Below are 19,807 nucleotides of genomic sequence, written 5' to 3' on the forward strand. Positions count from 1 at the left end.
AAGGCGCAATGACCATGGCCATTAAAACAGGAATCGTTCGGGACGATCGGTTTCTGGCGCATAATACGGGACAGATTCATCCTGAGCACCCCACGCGCCTCAAATCCGTCTATAAGATGTTGGATGCGGAGTTTGCCCATGGCCTGATTCGGATTGAACCCCAACTCGCGCCGTTGGAATACCTGGAGTATGTCCACACGCCGATGTACATCGAAAAAGTGTTGAAAACAGCCAATCACCAGTTTACCAGCCTGGCGCCCGATACACCGGCTTCGGAAAATACCTGGCATGCCGCCAGTCTTGCCGTAGGCGGTTGTATTTCCGGTCTGGACGCACTGGTGAATAAAACATGCAAGGTTTGTTTTTCACTGGTTCGCCCTCCCGGACACCATGCACTGGCGGATCGCGCCGCCGGTTTTTGCGTTTTTAACAATCTTGGTATCACTGCGCGATATGCGGCCCAGCGGCATCATATTAATCGGATTCTAATTATCGATTGGGATATTCACCACGGCAACGGCCTGCAGGAGATGTTTTACGATTCAAGCGCGGTGCTTTACTTTTCAACCCATGACACCCGGCTTTATCCTTACAGCGGTGACTGGGCCGAAACCGGCACAGGCAACGGCCAGGGCTACACCGTCAATGTGCCGATTCCCCGAAACCTGACCGATGCGGATTTTTTTCACCTATACCGGATTCTGTTAGCGGACATGATCGCCCATTACCGCCCGGAACTAATTTTCGTGGCGGCCGGTTTTGACGCCCATCGTCTCGATCCCATCGGAAGATCCGCATTGACGGAATACGCATTTTCAGGGCTGATGCACCTGATCCTCGACTTGAAAAAGGCATCGGGGGATCCGCCCGTTCTGATGGCCCTGGAGGGCGGGTATCATCCCAAAGCCCTGACGGAGTGCGTTCGCGCCGTTTTAACGGTGTTGACCACCAAACAGAACCAGTCCGTTCATATCCCTGAAACGAGTCAGCGAGTCGACACCATCGTAAAAAAGACCCGGACGATTCACGCCCCCTATCGAATCTGGACCCATTGATGGACAGGGAGTCGTCAAAAGGGAGTCACCATTCATGATCAAAGCAAAAATAGCGCCCCAGAATCCGGAAGCCAACCTTGGCTCCTACGATGAAATCTGCAGCCGTTTCTCCTGGGGCGATGTCGAGAAACAATTCACCTGGTATCACACGCATCAGCTCAATATTGCTCACGAAGCCATCGACCGATGGGCAGACAATCCGAATACGGCAAACCATAACGCGCTGATCTTTGAAAAAAGCGGTGAGATAAAGACCTACACGTACCGGGATCTTAAAATAATTTCCAATAAATGGGCCAATCTGCTCAAACAATACGGTTTTAAAATCGGTGACCGACTCTTTATTTTTTTAGATCCCTGCCCGGAAATCTATTTTGCCATGCTGGCCGCCGCCAAACTGGGGGTGCTTTTTTGTCCGCTTTTTGCTTCTCTGGGATACGATGAGCTCGAAGAACGCATCGAAAACGGAAAACCCCGGGGCATTTTGACCAACCCGGATATGGATGAATGGCTGCCCCATGACGACATGCAAGCGGTCCAGCATGTGCTGTTGACCCATGGCCCGGCCCCCGGGCTTTCAGCCAAGGAAACGGTGGTGGAGGGGCTTGCCGATTCCATGACGGATCAATTTTCCACACGATGGGTGGACGCCCAAACCCCCCTTTACCTGCTCTATACCTCCGGTTCAACCGGTCCGCCCAAGGGGGTCGTCCACGCGCATCGGGACATGATCGGACAACTGATTAGCGCAAGATATGTTCTGAACCTGACACCCAACAGTGTCCTCTGGGCCGATTGCGATCCGGCCTGGGTAACCGGCACTGTTTACGGTGCCTTTGCCCCATGGCTCTGCGGTGCCACATCAGTGATCCAGGCCGACCCGTTTTTAACCTCCACCTGGTACCGAACCCTGGAACGGCACAACATCACCGTCTGGTATAAAACGCCCAGAGCGATGAGGCGGCTGATGGAAGCCGGTGAAGACCTGGTGGGCCGATACGATTTTTCATCCCTGAAACACATTGCCGTGGTGGGGGAAGCACTGGCACCCGAAATCATCTACTGGTTCAAAAAAAATTTTAAGATCACCCCGCATGATACATGGTGGATGACAGAGACCGGGATGATCTGTATCGCCAATTTCCCATCCATGGAAATCAAACCCGGTTCGATGGGAAAACCCTTGCCCGGCATCGAAGCCGCCATCATCGATGAAAAAGGTCGGCGACTTCCGGACCTGACCATGGGAGAACTGGCCTTGAAACCCGGATGGCCTGCCATGATGACCGGCATCTGGGAAGATGAGAGACGCTATAAGGATTATTTCAGGCTTCCGGAATGGTTTCTCACCGGCGATATGGCCATCCGTGAACCGGATGGCTACTACTACCACCAGGGACGCACCGACGATTTGATTAAAATTGGCGTCAAACTTATCGGGCCCTATGAAATCGAGCGCGCCCTGTGTCAACATCCGGCGGTTCGCGAGGCGGCCGTCATATCCAAACCGGCACACCCCGGTGAACCTCGAATCAAGGCCTTTATTTCCATCAATAAAAACGTTACTCCTTCCGCCCGCCTCAATCAGGAGATCAAAGCCTTTGTCAAGGCAAAGCTATCGTCGGAAGTTGTTTTAAAAGAGATCGTTTTTATGGAAGAAATTCCGAAAACAAGATCCGGCAAAATTCTCCGACGCGCGCTTCGCGCCCAGGATATGGGCCTGCCCATTGGAGATCACATGAAAATAAAGGATTTCTGAAAAGCGATTACCTGCTGATTTCAACGCTTTTGATCGCACACATTAATGATTTCATGTCCGGGTATCCCAGGATGGGCTCCCTGCATTTGGCGTCTGTTAACAGATTGGCATTGGCCTGCCCGGACCAGCCATGGGGGACAAACACGATGCCGTCGGCCACGCAGTCCACCACACTGGCTTTCATGAACACGGTTCCCCTGTCCGTGGAAACGCTGACATCATCGCCTTGTTTGATTCCGAAATCTTTGGCGGTGTTGCGGCTCAGTTCCGCCATGGGATGCGGGTCTTGCCCATTTAGCGCATCAATATTGCGGTGCTGGGAATGGGTGTAATAATAGCTGCGGTTGCCGGTTCCCAGGATCAGGGGATATTTTTTTAGATCTCTGTATTTTTTTGACTGGGGGCTCTTGAGCGGCTCCAGGTATGTGGGCAAGGGATCGAATCCTGCCTGCTGCATGGCATCACTGTAAATTTCAATCTTTTTGGACGGCGTTTTAAACGTGCCGTCCGGGATCGTGTAGGATTTTTGCTGGTAGTAATCGCCTTCGGGTTTCTCATTTAACAGGTAGTCAAAGGAAAACCCGGTCTGGCCCAGTTCAAAGGCAACCAGTTCCTCTTCCGATGCCCAGGGGAAATATTCTTCCAGCCCCAGACGTTTTGCCAGCTCCGTGAAAAGTTTCAACTCAGACCAGCTTTCTTCGTAAGGTTCAATACACTTTTTGCGCAGCATCAGATAGGGGATGCAGTGGCACACATTGTAATTATAAGCCACGCCGTATTTTTCCAGGTTGGAGCACGCTGGCAGGACATATTGTGAACGGGGTCAAACAATTAAAAGTGGGCAATCCGGCAGAACCGGACACCGTCATCGGCCCGATCATCAATCAATCCCAGTTGGACGGGCTGATCCAAAAAATAGAATCCTCTCAGGACGGCAATGTCAAATTACTGTATGGCGGCAAGGCAGACGGCCTTTTGCTCCCTCCGCACGTTTTCAGCCCGGTCGACGGGAGCCATCAACTGTGCCAGGAGGAGACCTTCGGACCGTTGGTTCCGGTCACCGTCGCCGAAAATGAGGACCATGCCCTGCAATTGGCCAACGATACCCATCACGGATTGTCCAGTGCGGTGTTTACCGAAAATATGGCGCGGGGCTTGAATTTCGCGAGGGGTATCTACGCCGGGATGACCCACATTAACGATATTACCGTCGACGACCAGCCGTTAGCGCCCTTCGGTGGCGAGAAAAATTCCGGCATCGGCCGATTCAACGGGGATTATATCATGGAAGAATTCACCCGGGCCCATTGGATTACCTGGCAGGGCACGGGGCAATAAAAAATGGGTCGAAAAGGCTCAGCATTAGGCCCGCAGGAATATGATAAGGCCAGCTGAGCCCTTGGAAATCGACGCGGCGACATCTGCCCTCACCCCGGCAGCGGCCTTTGGACATATTTTTTATCGGTAATTCTGATTTGCCCCATCAAGCAACGCAGTCCCTGCAGCTCAACAGTCTTCACAAGCGCGGGATGAACTGGTCGCCTTAAAAGCCGTCACTTGCCAAAACTCGATACTTGTTGTTATTTAAGATTGTTTTGATCTTTTGGGATTGATCTTGAGGGTGAGGACTCTCAGGGAATGCTTTTAATAGAATTGCCACTTTGCTCAATTCATCCAATTCCCTCAGACAGTCCTTGAGCATTTCGTTGGTTTGTGTCTGGTATCCGTTTTTCATGAAAACCGGCTTGTCGGGTACTGTCCATCCATTTTGCAGATGGTTGGCCAGTACACCCGATCAAGAACATCGATTGACGCTCTCGAAGAGGCTACAGTGTTGTTTTAAGAATGTTCTCAAGTGTCCACGCGCCCTGGAAATTCTTTTTCTGAATGCCTCAGGGCTGATTTCCAATATATACGCCCCTTCCTGGCTGGATACATCCATGATAACGCCTAAAATGAAGGCCAACCGATGCGGTCGATTCATGGCCGTCAATAACGCCTGGGTGCATCTAAGACGTGTTTCAATTTCGAGCATTTTAGATGGGACGGCGGGGGGATCGGCCAACCAACCGTTGGCCTCTGCTTGGTCAACTAGCTGAACGGCTTTTTCCCAACTAACCTCAAACCGCTCCATCCTGCTTTTCCTTACGGTGTTCAAATGGTTTGCAGCAATTCGAAATACCCACGCCTTAAAAGCGCCTTCAAACCGAAAAGATTCCAGATTTCTAATTACTTTTATCAAAATCTCTTGGGTTGCGTCCTTTGCATCTTCCGGATGAGAAAGCATGCGTAGGGATAAAGCATAGATACTATCCTGAAAACGCTGGACGATTTCCTCAAAAGCATCGTTCGATCCTCCTAAAGCCTCATGGATCACTTCTTCTATGGTCGGTCGATGGTTTTTTTTATTGCCCATTGTTTCTTAAAAATCCATTGATCGAAATTGGTAGGAAACGGTTTTTTATTATGCAATTCATAACAATATTTGTGACTTGCAATTTCGATGCAAGCCTAATCGACAAACGGATTACCATTGATACACGTGCATGGATTAATAGCCATACTAGATATTGACTTGAAAAAGCAATCCTTGTGACCGGGTGAACGCTAAATTCTTGTGGATGCTTTTTTTCAGTCACAACCGGTAAGATATATTGTCATTAATTAAAGGCAGTGGTCAGGTAGTTGACGAACTCGTAAAAATTCCGATATCGGGCAAATTGGACATTTCTGGATGGGCATTAGTTGGCGCTCACAGAAAAATGGGAGGATAAGACAATGGATAAAGTCTTGTACAAAAAAATTGGTAGGATAGCCTATATAACCTTAAATCGTCCTGAAACCCTTAACGCAGTGGATGATGAACTGGATCAAAATTTATGGAACGTATGGTCTGAATTTAAAGCTGACGATGCTGTGGATGTCGCTATCGTTACAGGAGCGGGAAAAGCATTTTGTTCTGGAGCTGACCTTAATACTTGGCTCCCCAAATGGGAAGGCGCAAACATGCTCGACATTCGCAAGAACATGGGACGCGGCTTTGGAGGTGGAATTACACGCGGACAACACAGAATCTACAAACCGATCATCGCAGCGGTGAACGGAGTTGCTGTAGGCGGAGGGCTGGAAATCGCACTTGCTTGCGATTTCAGGATTGCCGGTGAGAGCGCTCGGTTTGCTTCGTTTGAGACGCGTCGCGGTCTGCATCAGGGTGACGGAGGTATCGTACGGATCGTCGCTATTGCCGGTTTAGCCGTGGCATTGGACTTAGCCCTGACCGGTCGCATGATCAACGCGGACGAAGCATATCGATTGGGCCTGGTCAACCGGGTCGTACCGGATGGACAACTGATGGCCGCTGCCGAGGAATTGGCGAACCAAATTTTACAAAATAGTCAGCAGGCGATACGCTCTGCCAAGGAAACGATCCTGGAGATAATCGGCAGAACGATCGACGATGCGCTGAGGGTTGAAACGCTTAACGCTTACTCCAGTGTTGGAGATTTTTCGGAAGTGAACAAAAGATTGCAGCAGTTTTATGAAAGGGAAAAGTAGAGATACAATCCCACATAAACCACAAATCATCGGTGCAAGATATGGCTGTGATTACTGGTTTCCATCGGAGCGATTCATTTCGAAAGGTTTCGAACGCATCAGGGCCCCAAAAGCTCGCATTGCCTCGCAATTGAAATCCAGCTGTTTTCGCCATTGAGTAATTTGGTTTGGGTGAACCCCGAATTCACTGGACAGCTGGGCAATCGTTTTTTCTTTTTTGATCGCTTCCAAGGCGACCTTCGCTTTAAATGCAGCGCTCTGGTTCCTCCGAATTTTTCCCACTGATGAGCCTCCTTTGGACCGGTCAGGATACGCTCACTTTCCACCTTCAGAACACCTTACCTCCGTGAAAATTAAAACGACACCAGCGCAGCCTCAAATATCACTATTTACTAGCTCATAAGTGAGACGAAAATTACTTCCGGGATACTCTATATCAGCCTTGTTGAGTTCGTCTAAAAGTGAGGCGATCGATCGATTGTCCGCCGGCGTCGAGGCATTGTGAATTCGTACGCGTAAGCGATTGTTTTCCATATCGGGTATTAGGTCGGCATCGGTGACGAACAGGCCCTGCAGCAGTTGCCTGGCATCGGGCATATCCACCGTTGGGCCGAGCAACATTGCCGCCATGGCCGTTTCGGCTCGATAGGCGATCATGCGCACGGTGTCCATCAATCGCTTGCGACCTGGAAGCAGCCGATTGAACTTGTCCTTGTCCTCCAGTTCCCCCCAGGTGATGTGTTTTGGTGTCTGCTTCAATTGTGCTTTCAACGTTACCAACTGATGTTCATGCTGGTCGATTTCTTCCAGCAGTTCGCTTTTTCGCTTCAGCCATTTTTGGTATTTCTCCGGATTGGTTTCGCTTTCCGGGTGCATGGTCATTTCGGTAAAGCGTGCCCGGCGGTAGCGCATCCGGCTTTGCACCTGATTACGGCTGCGGTTCAATTCCCGCCAGCTGGGGTTGACCACTTTTTCGGTGTCAGGAATCTCCACGACGCCATATTCACAAAGCATATCGATTTCAAAGTGTTGCTTCATATAGCGAAAGAAATTTTCCTGACACCACCGGCTAAACATGCGTACCGCCAGTTGGGTATGCGGCAGATCGTAGGCGGTGCTGATCAGACTGGTTTGATGGCCCGAATCGGTCAGCTTGCGAACCTCACGCACCCAAAACGCGTTCTTGCCCGAGCCCAGCAAACTGCCCATCTCGGCCAAACGCATAGTGACTGTCTCGCCGTTGGGCATGATCACGGTTTTTTCCTCAAACCAACTCTCCGGCCACGGTTCGGCGGGGTGCTTGTGATAGGTGATGCAGGCAATCCGATGCATGCGCCACATCCGGGCAAAAAAGGCCGGGCTGTAGCCCTCCCGGTCGAAAACCAAAACGAAACGACAAAGATGGGCATTAGCCGCCAACGCCTTTTCATCGGGCTGATTGGGAACCTCGTCGAGCAGCCGTGGCACGATGTCGTGCTCGACTACTTGGATAAGTCCGGGATCGATCGGCTTTTCGATCAGGAAAAAAGGCCGGCCGATGGAATCGTTGACCCAATAGTCGGTCGTGCCTCGCAAACACAGCCGCTGTCGGGTGACATAGCGCCGCGGTAGTTTGGTCAGCTTGCCGTGATAAACGCGAACATGGCCATCGACGTAAAGGGTACCGGCCGCATCGGGCTCGGCCTGCATCCAGTGATTGCTAAGATGCGCGGCCCATATCTCGGCCGCATTGGCTTCGCTCAAAGTATCCATCTTTTTCCGCAGGCACCGTGCTTCCGGAACGCGATCCAAACCCAAAAGCTTGCCGAATTCACCCGGCGGATTCTCGCGCAAGCGTTCAACCGTCTTGATCCGGCAAAGCGTCATGAAGGCCAGCACCAGCAAGATTTGGAAGATGGTGTAATATCCTCGGATCTTGCCCAAAAGCTTTTCGGCGCCTTCCAAAATGCCGTTGGCCAAAAGTGCCGGCACGGCACACAAAACCCCTGCCTTGGGAACATCCAGGCAAGGCTCGAATCGCACCTGCGCTTCGCCTTGACCGATTGAGGCTAAAGCCCGATCCATAACCCGAGTGCAGGCCGTACCCATGCCCTTGGCCGCGGCCGCATCCACCGCGCTGCGCGATGATTTATCCGTGCCTGCCCTCGCCTTGGATGCTTCGACATATGGGCGCTCGTGCAAGCGCCCGTCGTTGATGGCCTTGCGGAAGGTGTCGAGCTTAACGCCTAACTGCTGAGCGGCATCGTGACGCGTGAAGCCATGATCCAAAAGGGACTGGGCTTGTTCGAGCACCTGCGGCTTCAGGATATGGCCTTTACGACCACCTGGTTTTCTTTGGAAAAAAGCCTCCGGGCCTCTTTCCCGCAACTTTTTCAAAGCCCGGTTGACGTTGCTTTTGGAAATACCGAAGGTCTCAATAATATCCTTGTGACGGCACGTGCCAGCGTGGATCATCATCGATGTAATCAGCCTGAACAGCCGGTGGTCATCGGCAGCATGCGTGTAAATCGGGGTTAACCCCATATAATAAGTCCATCGATCTTCGCTTCGATAGACGGTCACCAGATCGCTGATTTGTGTAGCTCCTTCTGGTATCAGCGGAAGAATTAATTGGGGCATGACACCTTCCTTATTGCTTTAACTACAGTGCAGTGAAATTTAAGGCTCAAATTATCGGTAAGGTATCATTATTATTTTCCTGAAGAAAAATGAACAATTTTTTGAAGCAGAATGCTAAACATTTGAAACGCTGATTGTAAATTGTATTTTTACTCGTAAATGCTTTTGTAGGAAATCAAGTTCTCTGACCTTAAACAACTGTCCAGTTTTTGGGGAGTATTATACTCGATTTCAACATCCACCCCGTCTATTAATCCTTCATAGTGGATCAGCGAAGAATTGCTGATGCTCTTGAACACGGTCTTAAAGCCAGCTTCCGAAAGTGCACTGTCGATGGTTTTATGTCCGTTCACCGGGACCTTTGGCCTGACCATCAGATCGATGTCCCTGGTAAAAAATTGTAAAAAACCGAATTGCTGTAATAGGGCCTCATGATGCCCAGATTAGCCCCCTGCGATACCGGTTTGAGATTCAATCTTTTTTCTAACAACCCGACGTCTTTCGCTTCTTTTGAATAAACGTGAACTTCCTTGAAATTTGAATATGGGGCCACCAGGCCGTTGAGGCAGGAAAACTTTTTCAGGTATTTATCGAAAGCCATATTTTCAGCGTTCGCCTGATCGCAAATGTTAAATGGGCAATCAAAGCGTGACAGATCTATTTTCGCAGGATTTTTTCAAGTTGAGAAATCAGGGGTGGAAGATCGAGTTCGATCGTATCCCATAAGACTGCCAAGTCGACGCTGTCATAGCCATGAATAAGCCGGTTCCGCATGCCGATCACTTCTCGCCAGGGGATTTCAGTGTATTTCTCCTGTCCTGCCTGGCTCACCCTTCCTGCAGCCTCACCGATGATTTCCACCAACCTGATCAAGGCCAGTTCAAGCATCCTTTCTTTAGGGAGCGATTCTGGGTCTTTCCCAGCTATCATGTCAACGGCTTCCCGCGCATGGCTAAGCATGTGTAAAAGAGGGATGGCGTCATTATGCCTCGGCATACTGAACTTCCCTTTCTGCCATGACTTCGGACCGAAAATAGCGGCTTATGAAGCCTGGCGTATTCAGGTCGACTTTTCTACCGATAATTTCACCGAGCTCGAATTCAAGGCTCGTTAGCCGGATCAAACCGACTCTGGTCCCGGCTTTGAATTCAACCAGAACGTCTACATCGCTGTCTGGCCCAAAATCATCACGTAAAACAGAACCGAACAAGGACAGATTTTGGATTTCGTTCTTGCGGCAAAATTCAGCAAGTCGTTCTTTTGGGATGTCGATCTTGGCCATTGTCATCTGATTTTACCCTAATAAGATTTAAGGGATCGGTTTCTTTGTGGTCCCAAAATATCGCTATTCCATGTATGGCTGAAAATTACCTGCGATTGCCTATTTTGTCAAGAAAACGAGTGTTTTCTGATGATTGCTCGTCCTAAAAACACTGTTCAATAGATAATGTTTCTGCCCTTTAACTATTTTTTGTATATCTTAGCGTTCTTCGCGGCTTTGCGTGAAGCCTGTCAATTCCGCCCTCCCAAGCCTTTTACCGTCTTGGACTCTATATTTCTGCAGTGTTGATCGATCTGGTGGACGATGCTTTTGATCCGACGATCGTCCAACAACTTTCCGTTGACTGGTTTGGCGATACTCATAAACTGTTTGGGATTGATGACCGGGATGCCGTCTGACGCGGTCCGCGTGACAAACCACCCGGGAAGCGTCAGGACCGCTCGGACTTGCGTTTGCTCACCCGTGGCCGAGGACAACCATCGCGCCAACCACTCCGCCTGGATCTTGGCCTGCTCCAATGGTTTGATTTCCTTCCAAGTCGGGAAACGAATGCATCCGCCGTCATAGATAACCTGGGCATCTTCTTTTCGGTTGTTGGACGTCGGCTTGGCCCTGGCTTTGGTTTCAACGGCAAACACGCCAGCCGGTCCAACGACGATATGATCGATATTGAATTTGTCAGCCACGAAATCATGATAGACATGGTATCCATTGAGCATCAATCTATTCAGCTCCTGGCCGGTGGCCACCTCACCGTCGTAGCCGAGACGCATTTTGCGTCGAAGATTGAACCGCTTGACCATCTTGAAAGTCAGCCCTCCAACAAACAGAATCCCAATAACGATGTAGACCAGGGCCGAGTTAAGCGATAAGGGCCGCCGTTGAAAATAGAGATCCGAGATATAGAGCGCATAAAAGAGGATGGGCATGGCGATCAGCATTGCCATGAAAGCGACCAAATCGTCATTGATGTCGTCTAATTTTTCGATCAATGATTGACCTGGTGCCCTCAGAAATTTGGAGGTAAAGGGAGACCGGCGTTTCTTAAGCCCATGATAAGCCTTCAGTATCTTTATTATTGAGAAGGCGATTCCCAAACTGATAAAAACCAAAATGCCTGGAATGAAAGAAGATAAATAACGCATTACAGTTTACAACTCCCTTTCGACAAGAACAAGTATCGACTATTGCTAAGCGCCTGCGGTTAAAGTTGTTCCGTCCTCGATTACGATTGTTGTGATCCAATGGATTGTCATTCCGGATTTTTAGGAAGATCGGCATTTCATTGAAAAAACGTTAGCCAAACAAATGCCGACGCATCTCCATCCCCTTGTCGGTCAGACGGTATTTCTGCAAAGGGCTGTTGGGTTTGTCCGGGAGCGTCATTTCGATCAACCCTTCTTTCAGAGCCGGCCTGATGTAACGTTCCCGAAACGATTTTCGGTCCTTGAGGCCAACTGCACGTTGCAACTGTGAACGGGGCATCTCGCCGTCAAATGCACGCAATACTTGCTGAACTTGGGGGGTAACCTGAGGGGCTACTTGGGGGGGTACCGACGACATCGCGTCGGAGATCATCTCCAGCATGAATTGGACAAAAAGCGCCGAATCGGTACCGTCGGTGCTGTCTTGCAGGGCTTGATAGTAGTTGGCCTGGTGCTCGTGGACCAGTCTTTCGACCGGGATGTGAGCAAACAGCGGATTCCAGCGGGTCAAGATGAGCGTCTGCCACAATCGCCCCATACGGCCATTGCCATCGGCGAACGGATTGATAAACTCGAATTCGTAATGAAACACCGAGCTGGTAATCAGTGGGTGATCATCAGAGCCATTCAGCCAGGAGAAAAGGTCGTGCATCAGCTTCGGGACACAATTTGCGGGAGGCGCCATATGAAGGACCTGTCCATCCCCCATTACCTCCACTCCACTACGGCGATATGCACCGGCGTCGTCAATAAGGCCACTTATGAAAACACGCTGCGCTTCGATCAAATCCGCTTCCACCGTTGGACGCCACCGTTCAGGTAGTGTGGTTGGTATTGGGATTTTGCGTTCACATGAGAAATACCCTGTCGAAGCCCAGGACTGTTGCCGCATCTGCAACCACCTGCGGCCGTTCGACCTCAAGTGATAGTGATAGGAACTTGCTTTTTGGAGTCAAGTATATGGCAATCTCACAATAGTTCGATCTGTGCGGACGAAGATATCTTAAATGGTCAAGCAGCTAAGCTAAATTTTACTTCCTTATTGCTGAACCAATTGTGATACTCATCGTTGATTTTCAAAGTTGTGATGATAGCCAGATTGAGAGAGCCTTTCTTCGCCCAACTCATTCCATTCTTCTTTTGGCGATTTGAAACGACGAGGTCGTTCATCTTTTCACCCACATTACTCGAGTTCCGAAGATTTAACCGTTTGCGCATATCATAGTTGGGAATCGAGGATTTATTCCGACCCAAATAGTCAATGAGCTTTTGAATATGATTCTCATCCTTGATTTCGGATGCCGGGATGTTTTCAAGATATGATATGGCCTTGTTTGTAAGGCCGTGCCACAACAACGGCATAACCGCGCGAAGCGTTTCATTTCTCAACTTTCTGCCTTTCATCCCCATGCTCAATTCTTCTTTGAACTTCTTGCATAGATGAAACCAATCAAGAACAATCTGCATATTATTGTACCAACCAAATTGCTTGACGATGGCAGCATTTAGCGCCTTATGGCCGTCGGTAAAAATCTGAAGACGTTTGCCGAATAGAAAATTTGACAAAAGAAACGCGATTAGCAACCACAAGCATGATTTGGTGCCATCAGCTGCCAATACGTATTTTGGGCCTCCATGTTCAATGTGGCATACGGTATCATGTACATATTTTCGCGTATGCTCAGTGATTTTTGGGCTTTCTCGTGTACCCTTCTGCCTTTTGGGGGTTACGTCGTCTATGCTTATGTTGACCGTTTGACTGGGTTCTTCGTAAATGACGGGATTATTCAACAGTTCAATCGGATTATAGTCGAAAGATCCTTTAGAAAGGGCCTTGTGAACTTCATCCATGGGAATTGATATCGGTTCTCCGCCCCTGGGAATATCTGGGTTGATACAACATCCGTCAGCGCTGAAGTTGCCATGATTCAAATCATCGGCCTTTTGCTTTAAATGGTCGATCAATTCCCGACCTTCTTTCTGGGTCTGATCATGCAATGTGCGATGTGGCGTACCGCCTTCTATTTGGTGCCGTATGAAGTTGAGCCATTTTGATGTTTTCCGGAAGGATCCTTCCGTATTACCCATAATCATGGCCCGTTCCTTAAAGCCCGTGGTCAAATAAAACTGATTCGTTCCTAATGGGGCAAATATCGATTGACTACTGTCAAACCGAACGCCATTTTCATCAAATGCGAAGTGGGTTTCAAACGCAAAACGCCCCACGGCGCCATCCACCAGATATGGGCTTTCATTTACCTCAATTTGATTAGCCCCACTGAAAGTCAGGACTTTTTTTTAGACACCTTTTCCATGTGTCGTGCTATGGCGGCTCTTATTGCAGGGTATGCCGTATTTAAAATTGCTATTTCGCAGTCGTCTATATTTTCACCGGCATCAGCGTTTACAGTGTATTGATAACATCCATCTTCCAGTTCAATGGGCTTATCGTCCGTTTCCTCATCACATTCAACCAGGTTCACCATGACTTCGATTTTGTATTTGCTCATTGGTAGCCTCCGTCTCGGGGTTTGAGATAGTGATCTACCAAAACATCGCATTTATCTTTAATGATGTCCAGTCAATTCCGAACCTATTTTCATATCTTAATTTTTGGTTAGCCCTTTGTGCAATATCCATCCTGGGCATGGTCCGCACAGCTCGCAATAGTTTGTCAATGCAAAAGGGCCACAATATATTGTACCTGCCATGAAAGGGGACGGAGGGCTTTTGGGAGACTTCCGACAACGGAGTGTCAAAACCTTATTTTCAACGTCGAGGTTGTGAAAAAATGGGGTTTTTCACGAAATTTGAATGAGCGCCACCGCCCGGGATTCGATTGTTGTTTTAAATTATTGAATCCAGTAATCGACGGTGGGTATCTGGGAATAGTCGTCATCGTAGGTCAGTTCGGGGATATGTGTGGGGTCTCGATCGGGCGGACCATGGTTGCGTATTTCCCACAGATCCAGATGTTTCAATATTTTTTTGATGAGCTGCTCGTCCTCGATGAAGGCGATAATCCTCATTTTTCCCTGACACTTCGGGCATATCAGTGGATCGACCTCGTAGACCTTCTGGATCAATCTTGCCCAATTTTGTCGCCACTTTTTGGATGAAATGTCATTCTTCAGGATAACGGGAATGGCGTCATCGGTTTCCGCCTTTTTTCGCATACCCCTGGATTTATTGCTGTAATAGCCATAATACCTCACCGTTTGTTCATACCTGCCGGGAACATGCGTAACTAAATGAGCGAGCCAGTCCAATGCATCGAAGGTTTTCCGAGTTTTTCCGTCCTTGGAGGTATAGATAACCTTGGCCACGCCGTCTGTGGCTTCCGTAACCGGGATATAAACCATCCGCTCCTGTGAGAAACAGGCCCGGATGATGTATCTGGCCAGATTTTCCAATCCCTTTTCATCCTCCGGCCAGATCCTTTCGCCGATATGAACGTGAAATCCGCTGTGATGCCAGGACATTACTTTTGCCCAAGCTGTACACAAGAGGGTTGACTTGCATGCGCCAATCCTCTATTTAGCGACGACAAATCCGAAAGCGCCCGTAGCTCAGTGGATAGAGCACTATCCTCCGGAGCTAGGTGTCGCAGGTTTGATCCCTGCCGGGCGCGCCATATAAGTTCAAGCACTTACAAGAAATTGTGGGTGCTTTTTTGATTGGTAAAATTTCCGTTTCCGCCCCTTCCCCTACTACAGGTATCAATTATCGGGCATGTTATTATAACATTCCAACAATAAATCATTGATAGATTGCATTCCTTGCCTAAAGAAATCTGGGTCTAATCCACGAAGACCTGTTTCTTTTTTTATGTGTTTCTCAATTATGGACAAACAGAGTATTTTCCCGGTATCAACATCAATCATTTTTATCTCATGCATCGTCTTTGCATAGGCACCAATAGTTGTCGTACCAAATTGAGAAGATGCAGTCCCTCCAGGGTTTATAATGTCAAACTTTAAATTGCACAACAAAATTGCATCTGCGCCAGCAAGCTTTGCAATCTCTCGATATTTGGGGTTGTTTGCCAATCCTGACGCTACTATTCCTTTCTCTTCCAGAAGATAATCAATATTTTTCCTATCTACTAAATCAAACAATCTGCTTTTGAAACAAGCCAATCTAATAATTGAACACAATTTATCGTTTAAAGCGGCAGTTTGCCTAACCGCTTCATCGTGTTTCTCCTTAGGTGGAAGTTTGCCATTACCAGTCAATTCAGTATCACATATAATTACTATATTATGTCGATTGTTATCTGTTTTATCAGTTTCTTCAGCCGGTAAAACATTTACAGCTAAAAACAAAAAAAAACTAATCCTTAGAACATTTAGCAATAAGTTAATCATGCTTCATCTCCATTGAATAATTGAATTGTTTTCATACTGATATGTAGTTTATTATTAAAACAATAAACGGTTGATTTATATAATATCAGCGATTTATAACCGTTCTCTTCCCGCTATTTCGGGGCTTACTCGACTAGGCGCTTATCCACCTTTTGTCCTTTATAGGCTTTTGCATTACAGCAACGATCCTTTCTATTCCATTACCATCTGAATTCCGGCCAATCCTGCCCATTGGTAAGTGATGGGGCCATGATTGATCATATCAGAATAGCTCAGTCGTTTTGGAAATAAAGAACATCATATATTCCTTCCCAATAACCTTGTTCTTCAGCCGATAAGTCATTACCATACATGCACATGAGATCATTTATTCCATTCGCAATTACCTTTTTGACAATATCTGGAAGGACGCCGATAGAATTTGCTTGTTGTTCGAGAGGATAACCGCGTTTTGCACCAGTCACCAATACTGGGCTAGCGAAGAATTCTACTAGTGGAGCCCATATAAGCGATTTTTCTAAACCTCCGATAAATCGAAGACGTTCATTAATGTTCTCCAACGCTTCTCGGGAATGAGGCCCGAGAAAATCCGGCCCTGTAATTTTTTTATCAGAATATATTTTGGGCCACAAAGGCCGATCTGAACGCACTGCATCGTCCATAAATTCTGCTAAGTCATGGAGAACTGCCAAATTCTGCTGGTATCGTCTTTCTCTTCTTTTAAAAGAGTCAACATACTGTTTTTGTAATAAAAATTTTCTTATGAGTTCAGCTCTTTCAATTAAAGGGGGGTGAGATCGATTTTTTCCTTCGGCTTTCCAAACCGCCTGTTTGTCAACTAATTGTGCTAATCTATTAAGTAAATCAGCATATGCATATGGTTGATAACCTGCTTGAAGACATAGCGCTATAGCATAGATATCAGCTTCTTTCTCTTTATCTTGCCACGTTCCTCCTTCCCATAAATGATTTAACTCGGCATGTCCTATTTCATGACTAATAAAGCATGCTAACTCGTCTTCATTGAAAATTGTGTGAAGCATTCCTCTTGTAATAGTTATTAAATTAGAAGATTGAGACCATCCGTTAACATATGTTGATTTAGATATTCTAATTTTATAATCTGATTGGCTTTTTGTAAAAGGTGTTAATTTATTTTTTACGCTATTTATATAGCTATTTATATCTGGATTGTTTAGAATATCATTAAAAATTCTGTTATACTTTTCTCGTTCTTCCTTAGTTTTAGGTTCGTAAGGTGAGTTTCTTTGAGTACTTTTGCTATTATTTGAGTGCGAAAATGAATCTTCGTTTTTTTTGGTAATTTCATCTAATTCAACAGGTTCTTTTAACTTGTTATACTTATCATAAGAATTTTTAAACCTTTCATAGGTAATTTCATTTTTCTTGTTTTCTAAAAAATCAACTACATCATAATTTTCATGTTTCTCGGCCAAAAATAAAGGTGTATGGCCTTCGCTATTTTTAGAATTAAGATTGGCTCCATTAGATAAAAGTAATTTGACAATCAGAATATTTCCATGGATGCAGGCATTGTGAAGTGGTGAATTGCCATTGTTTAATGATTTATTTACATTGGCATTTTTCACAATCAGAAGTTTGATCAAGTCTATATATTCATTATTAACAGCTATAAACAGAGGTGTTCTGTTGGTATTGTCCGTCGAATTTACGTTCGCTCCAGCAGTGATCAATGCGATGGCAATGTTGAGATTTCCTCTTTCTGCGGCAATATGTAAAGGGGTTTCACCATTTTCGTTCATTTGACTTATATTGACATGATCATCAATCAATTTTTTCAAAGATTGTAAGTCATCTGATAAAACAGCCTTAAACACATTTAATTCTTCATCTGCGATGGGAGATTCGATATTGTAGCACGTCAAAATTAAAATAATAATGATTAATAATCTTATGTGTTTCATGACTTTCACCTTAACTTGAAGATAGGGAAGATAGGAACATCCATTAAGCCCCCCCCTACGTTTACATCTAAGCCCCGCCCCATATACCGGTCAATAAGAACGGACTGCAGCGAGCAAGTTGCGCTCCAATTGTTGCATGTCGGCATCTTCGCAAGCCAAATCCTTGCATCGCCCTGCGCAACCCCCGTAAATTGTCAATCAAGGTCGCCTGGGGTTCACGCAGGTATTACCATTACTGAGGACAAACCAATCACCGCCATATCTTACGGGTTTCAGAAGGAAGCTCATTAAACTGTTTTTGATAATATTGCGCAAAATGGCTAAGGTGCTAGATGCCCCAATTCGCAACAATATCCCCAATCGACTTTTGGGCATTATCGGGCGATAAAAAGGCCCGACGAATTTCGTTGAATTTTATTGAACGTAAATATGCAGCAGGCGATTGGTCGATGCTGTAGCGAAAACTGTACTCAAGAGTCCGTCTACTAACACCAAGTTGGCAGTGATAGGAACTTGCTTTTTGGAGTCAAGTATATGGCAATCTCACAATAGTTTGTCAATGCAAAAGGGCCACAATATATTGTACCTGCCATGAAAGGGGACGGAGGGCTTTTGGGAGACTTCCGACAACGGAGTGTCAAAACCTTATTTTCAACGTCGAGGTTGTGAAAAAATGGGGTTTTTCACGAAATTTGAATGAGCGCCACCGCCCGGGATTCGATTGTTGTTTTAAATTATTGAATCCAGTAATCGACGGTGGGTATCTGGGAATAGTCGTCATCGTAGGTCAGTTCGGGGATATGTGTGGGGTCTCGATCGGGCGGACCATGGTTGCGTATTTCCCACAGATCCAGATGTTTCAATATTTTTTTGATGAGCTGCTCGTCCTCGATGAAGGCGATAATCCTCATTTTTCCCTGACACTTCGGGCATATCAGTGGATCGACCTCGTAGACCTTCTGGATCAATCTTGCCCAATTTTGTCGCCACTTTTTGGATGAAATGTCATTCTTCAGGATAACGGGAATGGCGTCATCGGTTTCCGCCTTTTTTCGCATACCCCTGGATTTATTGCTGTAATAGCCATAATACCTCACCGTTTGTTCATACCTGCTAAATCTTCGAATAATTGGAGTGAAGAGTCTTAGAATAAGCGACCCAGCAACCCCGCCCTACAGCTATCCCGCAAGGTCCTGATACCCCGCCAGTTCAGTTCGGTTTTATGATTTGGGACGACAGTCCAGACTACCCCGCCAATTGAAATGGGGTATCCTCCCTGGTAAATGGGAAGGTCACCACAACCCCCAACCACCAAAAAAGGATACCCCCATGCCGCCGACAGCGACACATGAGGACATTACAACATATCTGAAGCGCGTCGAAAAGGACCAAATCAAACCCCATTGTTTGCCCGACTGTACCCAATGCGGTCTTGCGGCATGCTACTTTAAGATTCACGCCTATCGGGAACGCCGTTTCCTGATTATCGTCGACATGACCGTACAACCCGAATATGCGCCGTTGGTCCGTTTCCGTTGCCCGGTCTGCAAGAAGACGGTGTCCTATTATCCCGATTTTGCCCTCCCGCACAAACACTATACCCGTCAATCGATCATGGGATTTACCGAAAACTATTTCGCGTCCGATACAACCACCTATCAGCAGGCCATCATGGACATGGAGCAGCTTGGCGTGCCGGGATATCCCGGTGGAGAAAAAAGCCTTGCACCATCAACGGTTCACCGATGGGTGACGGCGCTGTCGGGGCTGGCCCATACCACGCAGACAGCATTGAACCTGATCGGCCAGGAAAACCCGGCCACGAGGGCATACCGCGATTTGGCCCAATTGACGATTGCGACCGGCAAATTCAAATGTCCATCCCGTAAAAAGCAACTGCTCGATTGCTTGCGATTGATCGTCGTCGAGGCTTTTTTCAAGGCCACCTTCAACCTGTCAATTTTCACCAACCTGGCAATACGCTGCGCGTTCACCTGAGGTAGGGTCGCCTCCAAGACA

19 protein-coding genes and 1 tRNA gene are annotated in these 19,807 nt (G+C 47.3%); 6 read left to right on the top strand and 14 right to left on the bottom strand.

Annotated features, from left to right (window positions below):
• The first annotated feature begins 14 nt into the window (after positions 1 to 14).
• Complete coding sequence (locus GN112_RS12375; protein WP_155310510.1) at positions 15 to 1,055, top strand: histone deacetylase family protein; 1,041 nt, start codon at positions 15 to 17, stop codon at positions 1,053 to 1,055.
• A 34-nt stretch (positions 1,056 to 1,089) separates the two neighbouring features.
• Complete coding sequence (locus GN112_RS12380) at positions 1,090 to 2,814, top strand: AMP-binding protein (protein WP_155310511.1); 1,725 nt, start codon at positions 1,090 to 1,092, stop codon at positions 2,812 to 2,814.
• A gap of 7 nt (positions 2,815 to 2,821) precedes the next feature.
• Here the strand turns inward: GN112_RS12380 and GN112_RS12385 are convergent, their stop codons facing one another.
• A complete protein-coding gene (locus GN112_RS12385; protein WP_197743319.1) occupies positions 2,822 to 3,586 on the bottom strand; it encodes a molybdopterin dinucleotide binding domain-containing protein in 765 nt (254 codons plus the stop codon).
• A gap of 38 nt (positions 3,587 to 3,624) precedes the next feature.
• On the opposite strand from GN112_RS12385, the gene GN112_RS12390 reads away from it, so the two are divergent.
• Positions 3,625 to 4,152 (top strand): aldehyde dehydrogenase family protein, encoded by a 528-nt coding sequence (locus GN112_RS12390; RefSeq protein WP_269434972.1) that lies wholly within the window; start codon positions 3,625 to 3,627, stop codon positions 4,150 to 4,152.
• Between the two features lie 457 nt (positions 4,153 to 4,609).
• Here the strand turns inward: GN112_RS12390 and GN112_RS12395 are convergent, their stop codons facing one another.
• Positions 4,610 to 5,230, bottom strand: a complete 621-nt coding sequence (locus GN112_RS12395) for an RNA polymerase sigma factor (protein WP_155310513.1) — start codon at positions 5,228 to 5,230, stop codon at positions 4,610 to 4,612.
• Between the two features lie 362 nt (positions 5,231 to 5,592).
• On the opposite strand from GN112_RS12395, the gene GN112_RS12400 reads away from it, so the two are divergent.
• On the top strand, positions 5,593 to 6,369 hold the full coding sequence (locus GN112_RS12400; RefSeq protein WP_155310514.1) for an enoyl-CoA hydratase/isomerase family protein: 777 nt from the start codon (positions 5,593 to 5,595) through the stop codon (positions 6,367 to 6,369).
• Between the two features lie 51 nt (positions 6,370 to 6,420).
• Here the strand turns inward: GN112_RS12400 and GN112_RS34835 are convergent, their stop codons facing one another.
• From GN112_RS34835 to GN112_RS12445, 9 genes are all read right to left on the bottom strand, one after another.
• Positions 6,421 to 6,651, bottom strand: a complete 231-nt coding sequence (locus GN112_RS34835; RefSeq protein ID WP_155310515.1) for a transposase — start codon at positions 6,649 to 6,651, stop codon at positions 6,421 to 6,423.
• A 93-nt stretch (positions 6,652 to 6,744) separates the two neighbouring features.
• Positions 6,745 to 8,988 carry a putative transposase gene (locus GN112_RS12410; protein ID WP_155310516.1) on the bottom strand — a complete coding sequence of 748 codons (2,244 nt, stop codon included), beginning with the start codon at positions 8,986 to 8,988 and terminating at the stop codon, positions 6,745 to 6,747.
• Between the two features lie 657 nt (positions 8,989 to 9,645).
• Positions 9,646 to 9,984 carry a HepT-like ribonuclease domain-containing protein gene (locus tag GN112_RS12415; protein WP_155310517.1) on the bottom strand — a complete coding sequence of 113 codons (339 nt, stop codon included), beginning with the start codon at positions 9,982 to 9,984 and terminating at the stop codon, positions 9,646 to 9,648.
• Entirely contained in the window at positions 9,971 to 10,270 is a 300-nt protein-coding gene (locus GN112_RS12420; RefSeq protein WP_155310518.1) for a nucleotidyltransferase family protein, read from the bottom strand. Before GN112_RS12420 ends, GN112_RS12415 begins: the two co-directional genes overlap by 14 nt.
• 230 nt (positions 10,271 to 10,500) lie before the next feature.
• Positions 10,501 to 11,262 carry a nuclease-related domain-containing protein gene (locus tag GN112_RS12425; protein ID WP_162458905.1) on the bottom strand — a complete coding sequence of 254 codons (762 nt, stop codon included), beginning with the start codon at positions 11,260 to 11,262 and terminating at the stop codon, positions 10,501 to 10,503.
• A 304-nt stretch (positions 11,263 to 11,566) separates the two neighbouring features.
• Complete coding sequence (locus GN112_RS12430; RefSeq protein ID WP_231717002.1) at positions 11,567 to 12,262, bottom strand: Fic family protein; 696 nt, start codon at positions 12,260 to 12,262, stop codon at positions 11,567 to 11,569.
• A 224-nt stretch (positions 12,263 to 12,486) separates the two neighbouring features.
• Positions 12,487 to 13,713, bottom strand: coding sequence for a hypothetical protein (locus GN112_RS34320; protein ID WP_231716912.1), 1,227 nt, complete (start codon positions 13,711 to 13,713; stop codon positions 12,487 to 12,489).
• A gap of 47 nt (positions 13,714 to 13,760) precedes the next feature.
• A complete protein-coding gene (locus tag GN112_RS12440) occupies positions 13,761 to 13,985 on the bottom strand; it encodes a hypothetical protein (RefSeq protein WP_155308746.1) in 225 nt (74 codons plus the stop codon).
• Between the two features lie 342 nt (positions 13,986 to 14,327).
• Positions 14,328 to 14,957 carry a transposase gene (locus GN112_RS12445; RefSeq protein WP_155310521.1) on the bottom strand — a complete coding sequence of 210 codons (630 nt, stop codon included), beginning with the start codon at positions 14,955 to 14,957 and terminating at the stop codon, positions 14,328 to 14,330.
• Positions 14,958 to 15,033: 76 nt separating this feature from the next.
• On the opposite strand from GN112_RS12445, the gene GN112_RS12450 reads away from it, so the two are divergent.
• Positions 15,034 to 15,109 (top strand) — tRNA-Arg (locus GN112_RS12450).
• Positions 15,110 to 15,194: 85 nt separating this feature from the next.
• Here GN112_RS12450 and GN112_RS12455 read toward each other — a convergent pair.
• The 3 genes from GN112_RS12455 to GN112_RS12470 form a co-directional block, all read right to left on the bottom strand.
• A complete protein-coding gene (locus GN112_RS12455) occupies positions 15,195 to 15,842 on the bottom strand; it encodes a CsgG/HfaB family protein (RefSeq protein ID WP_155310522.1) in 648 nt (215 codons plus the stop codon).
• Positions 15,843 to 16,114: 272 nt separating this feature from the next.
• Positions 16,115 to 17,788 carry an ankyrin repeat domain-containing protein gene (locus GN112_RS12460; RefSeq protein ID WP_155310523.1) on the bottom strand — a complete coding sequence of 558 codons (1,674 nt, stop codon included), beginning with the start codon at positions 17,786 to 17,788 and terminating at the stop codon, positions 16,115 to 16,117.
• Positions 17,789 to 18,522: 734 nt separating this feature from the next.
• Positions 18,523 to 18,846, bottom strand: a complete 324-nt coding sequence (locus GN112_RS12470; RefSeq protein ID WP_155310524.1) for a hypothetical protein — start codon at positions 18,844 to 18,846, stop codon at positions 18,523 to 18,525.
• A gap of 271 nt (positions 18,847 to 19,117) precedes the next feature.
• On the opposite strand from GN112_RS12470, the gene GN112_RS12475 reads away from it, so the two are divergent.
• On the top strand, positions 19,118 to 19,786 hold the full coding sequence (locus GN112_RS12475) for a DUF6431 domain-containing protein (protein ID WP_155310525.1): 669 nt from the start codon (positions 19,118 to 19,120) through the stop codon (positions 19,784 to 19,786).
• The last annotated feature ends 21 nt before the right edge of the window (positions 19,787 to 19,807 follow it).

It is taken from the genome of Desulfosarcina ovata subsp. ovata (assembly GCF_009689005.1).
Lineage (GTDB): Bacteria > Desulfobacterota > Desulfobacteria > Desulfobacterales > Desulfosarcinaceae > Desulfosarcina > Desulfosarcina ovata.

Coding starts and splice junctions, on each gene's coding strand:
- GN112_RS12375 (WP_155310510.1), top strand. CDS start 15: ATGGCCATTAAAACAGGAATCGTTCGGGACGATCGGTTTCTGGCGCAT.
- GN112_RS12380 (WP_155310511.1), top strand. CDS start 1,090: ATGATCAAAGCAAAAATAGCGCCCCAGAATCCGGAAGCCAACCTTGGC.
- GN112_RS12395 (WP_155310513.1), bottom strand. CDS start 5,230: ATGGGCAATAAAAAAAACCATCGACCGACCATAGAAGAAGTGATCCAT.
- GN112_RS12400 (WP_155310514.1), top strand. CDS start 5,593: ATGGATAAAGTCTTGTACAAAAAAATTGGTAGGATAGCCTATATAACC.
- GN112_RS12410 (WP_155310516.1), bottom strand. CDS start 8,988: ATGCCCCAATTAATTCTTCCGCTGATACCAGAAGGAGCTACACAAATC.
- GN112_RS12415 (WP_155310517.1), bottom strand. CDS start 9,984: ATGCCGAGGCATAATGACGCCATCCCTCTTTTACACATGCTTAGCCAT.
- GN112_RS12420 (WP_155310518.1), bottom strand. CDS start 10,270: ATGGCCAAGATCGACATCCCAAAAGAACGACTTGCTGAATTTTGCCGC.
- GN112_RS12440 (WP_155308746.1), bottom strand. CDS start 13,985: ATGAGCAAATACAAAATCGAAGTCATGGTGAACCTGGTTGAATGTGAT.
- GN112_RS12445 (WP_155310521.1), bottom strand. CDS start 14,957: ATGTCCTGGCATCACAGCGGATTTCACGTTCATATCGGCGAAAGGATC.
- GN112_RS12455 (WP_155310522.1), bottom strand. CDS start 15,842: ATGATTAACTTATTGCTAAATGTTCTAAGGATTAGTTTTTTTTTGTTT.
- GN112_RS12460 (WP_155310523.1), bottom strand. CDS start 17,788: ATGAAACACATAAGATTATTAATCATTATTATTTTAATTTTGACGTGC.
- GN112_RS12470 (WP_155310524.1), bottom strand. CDS start 18,846: ATGCGAAAAAAGGCGGAAACCGATGACGCCATTCCCGTTATCCTGAAG.
- GN112_RS12475 (WP_155310525.1), top strand. CDS start 19,118: ATGCCGCCGACAGCGACACATGAGGACATTACAACATATCTGAAGCGC.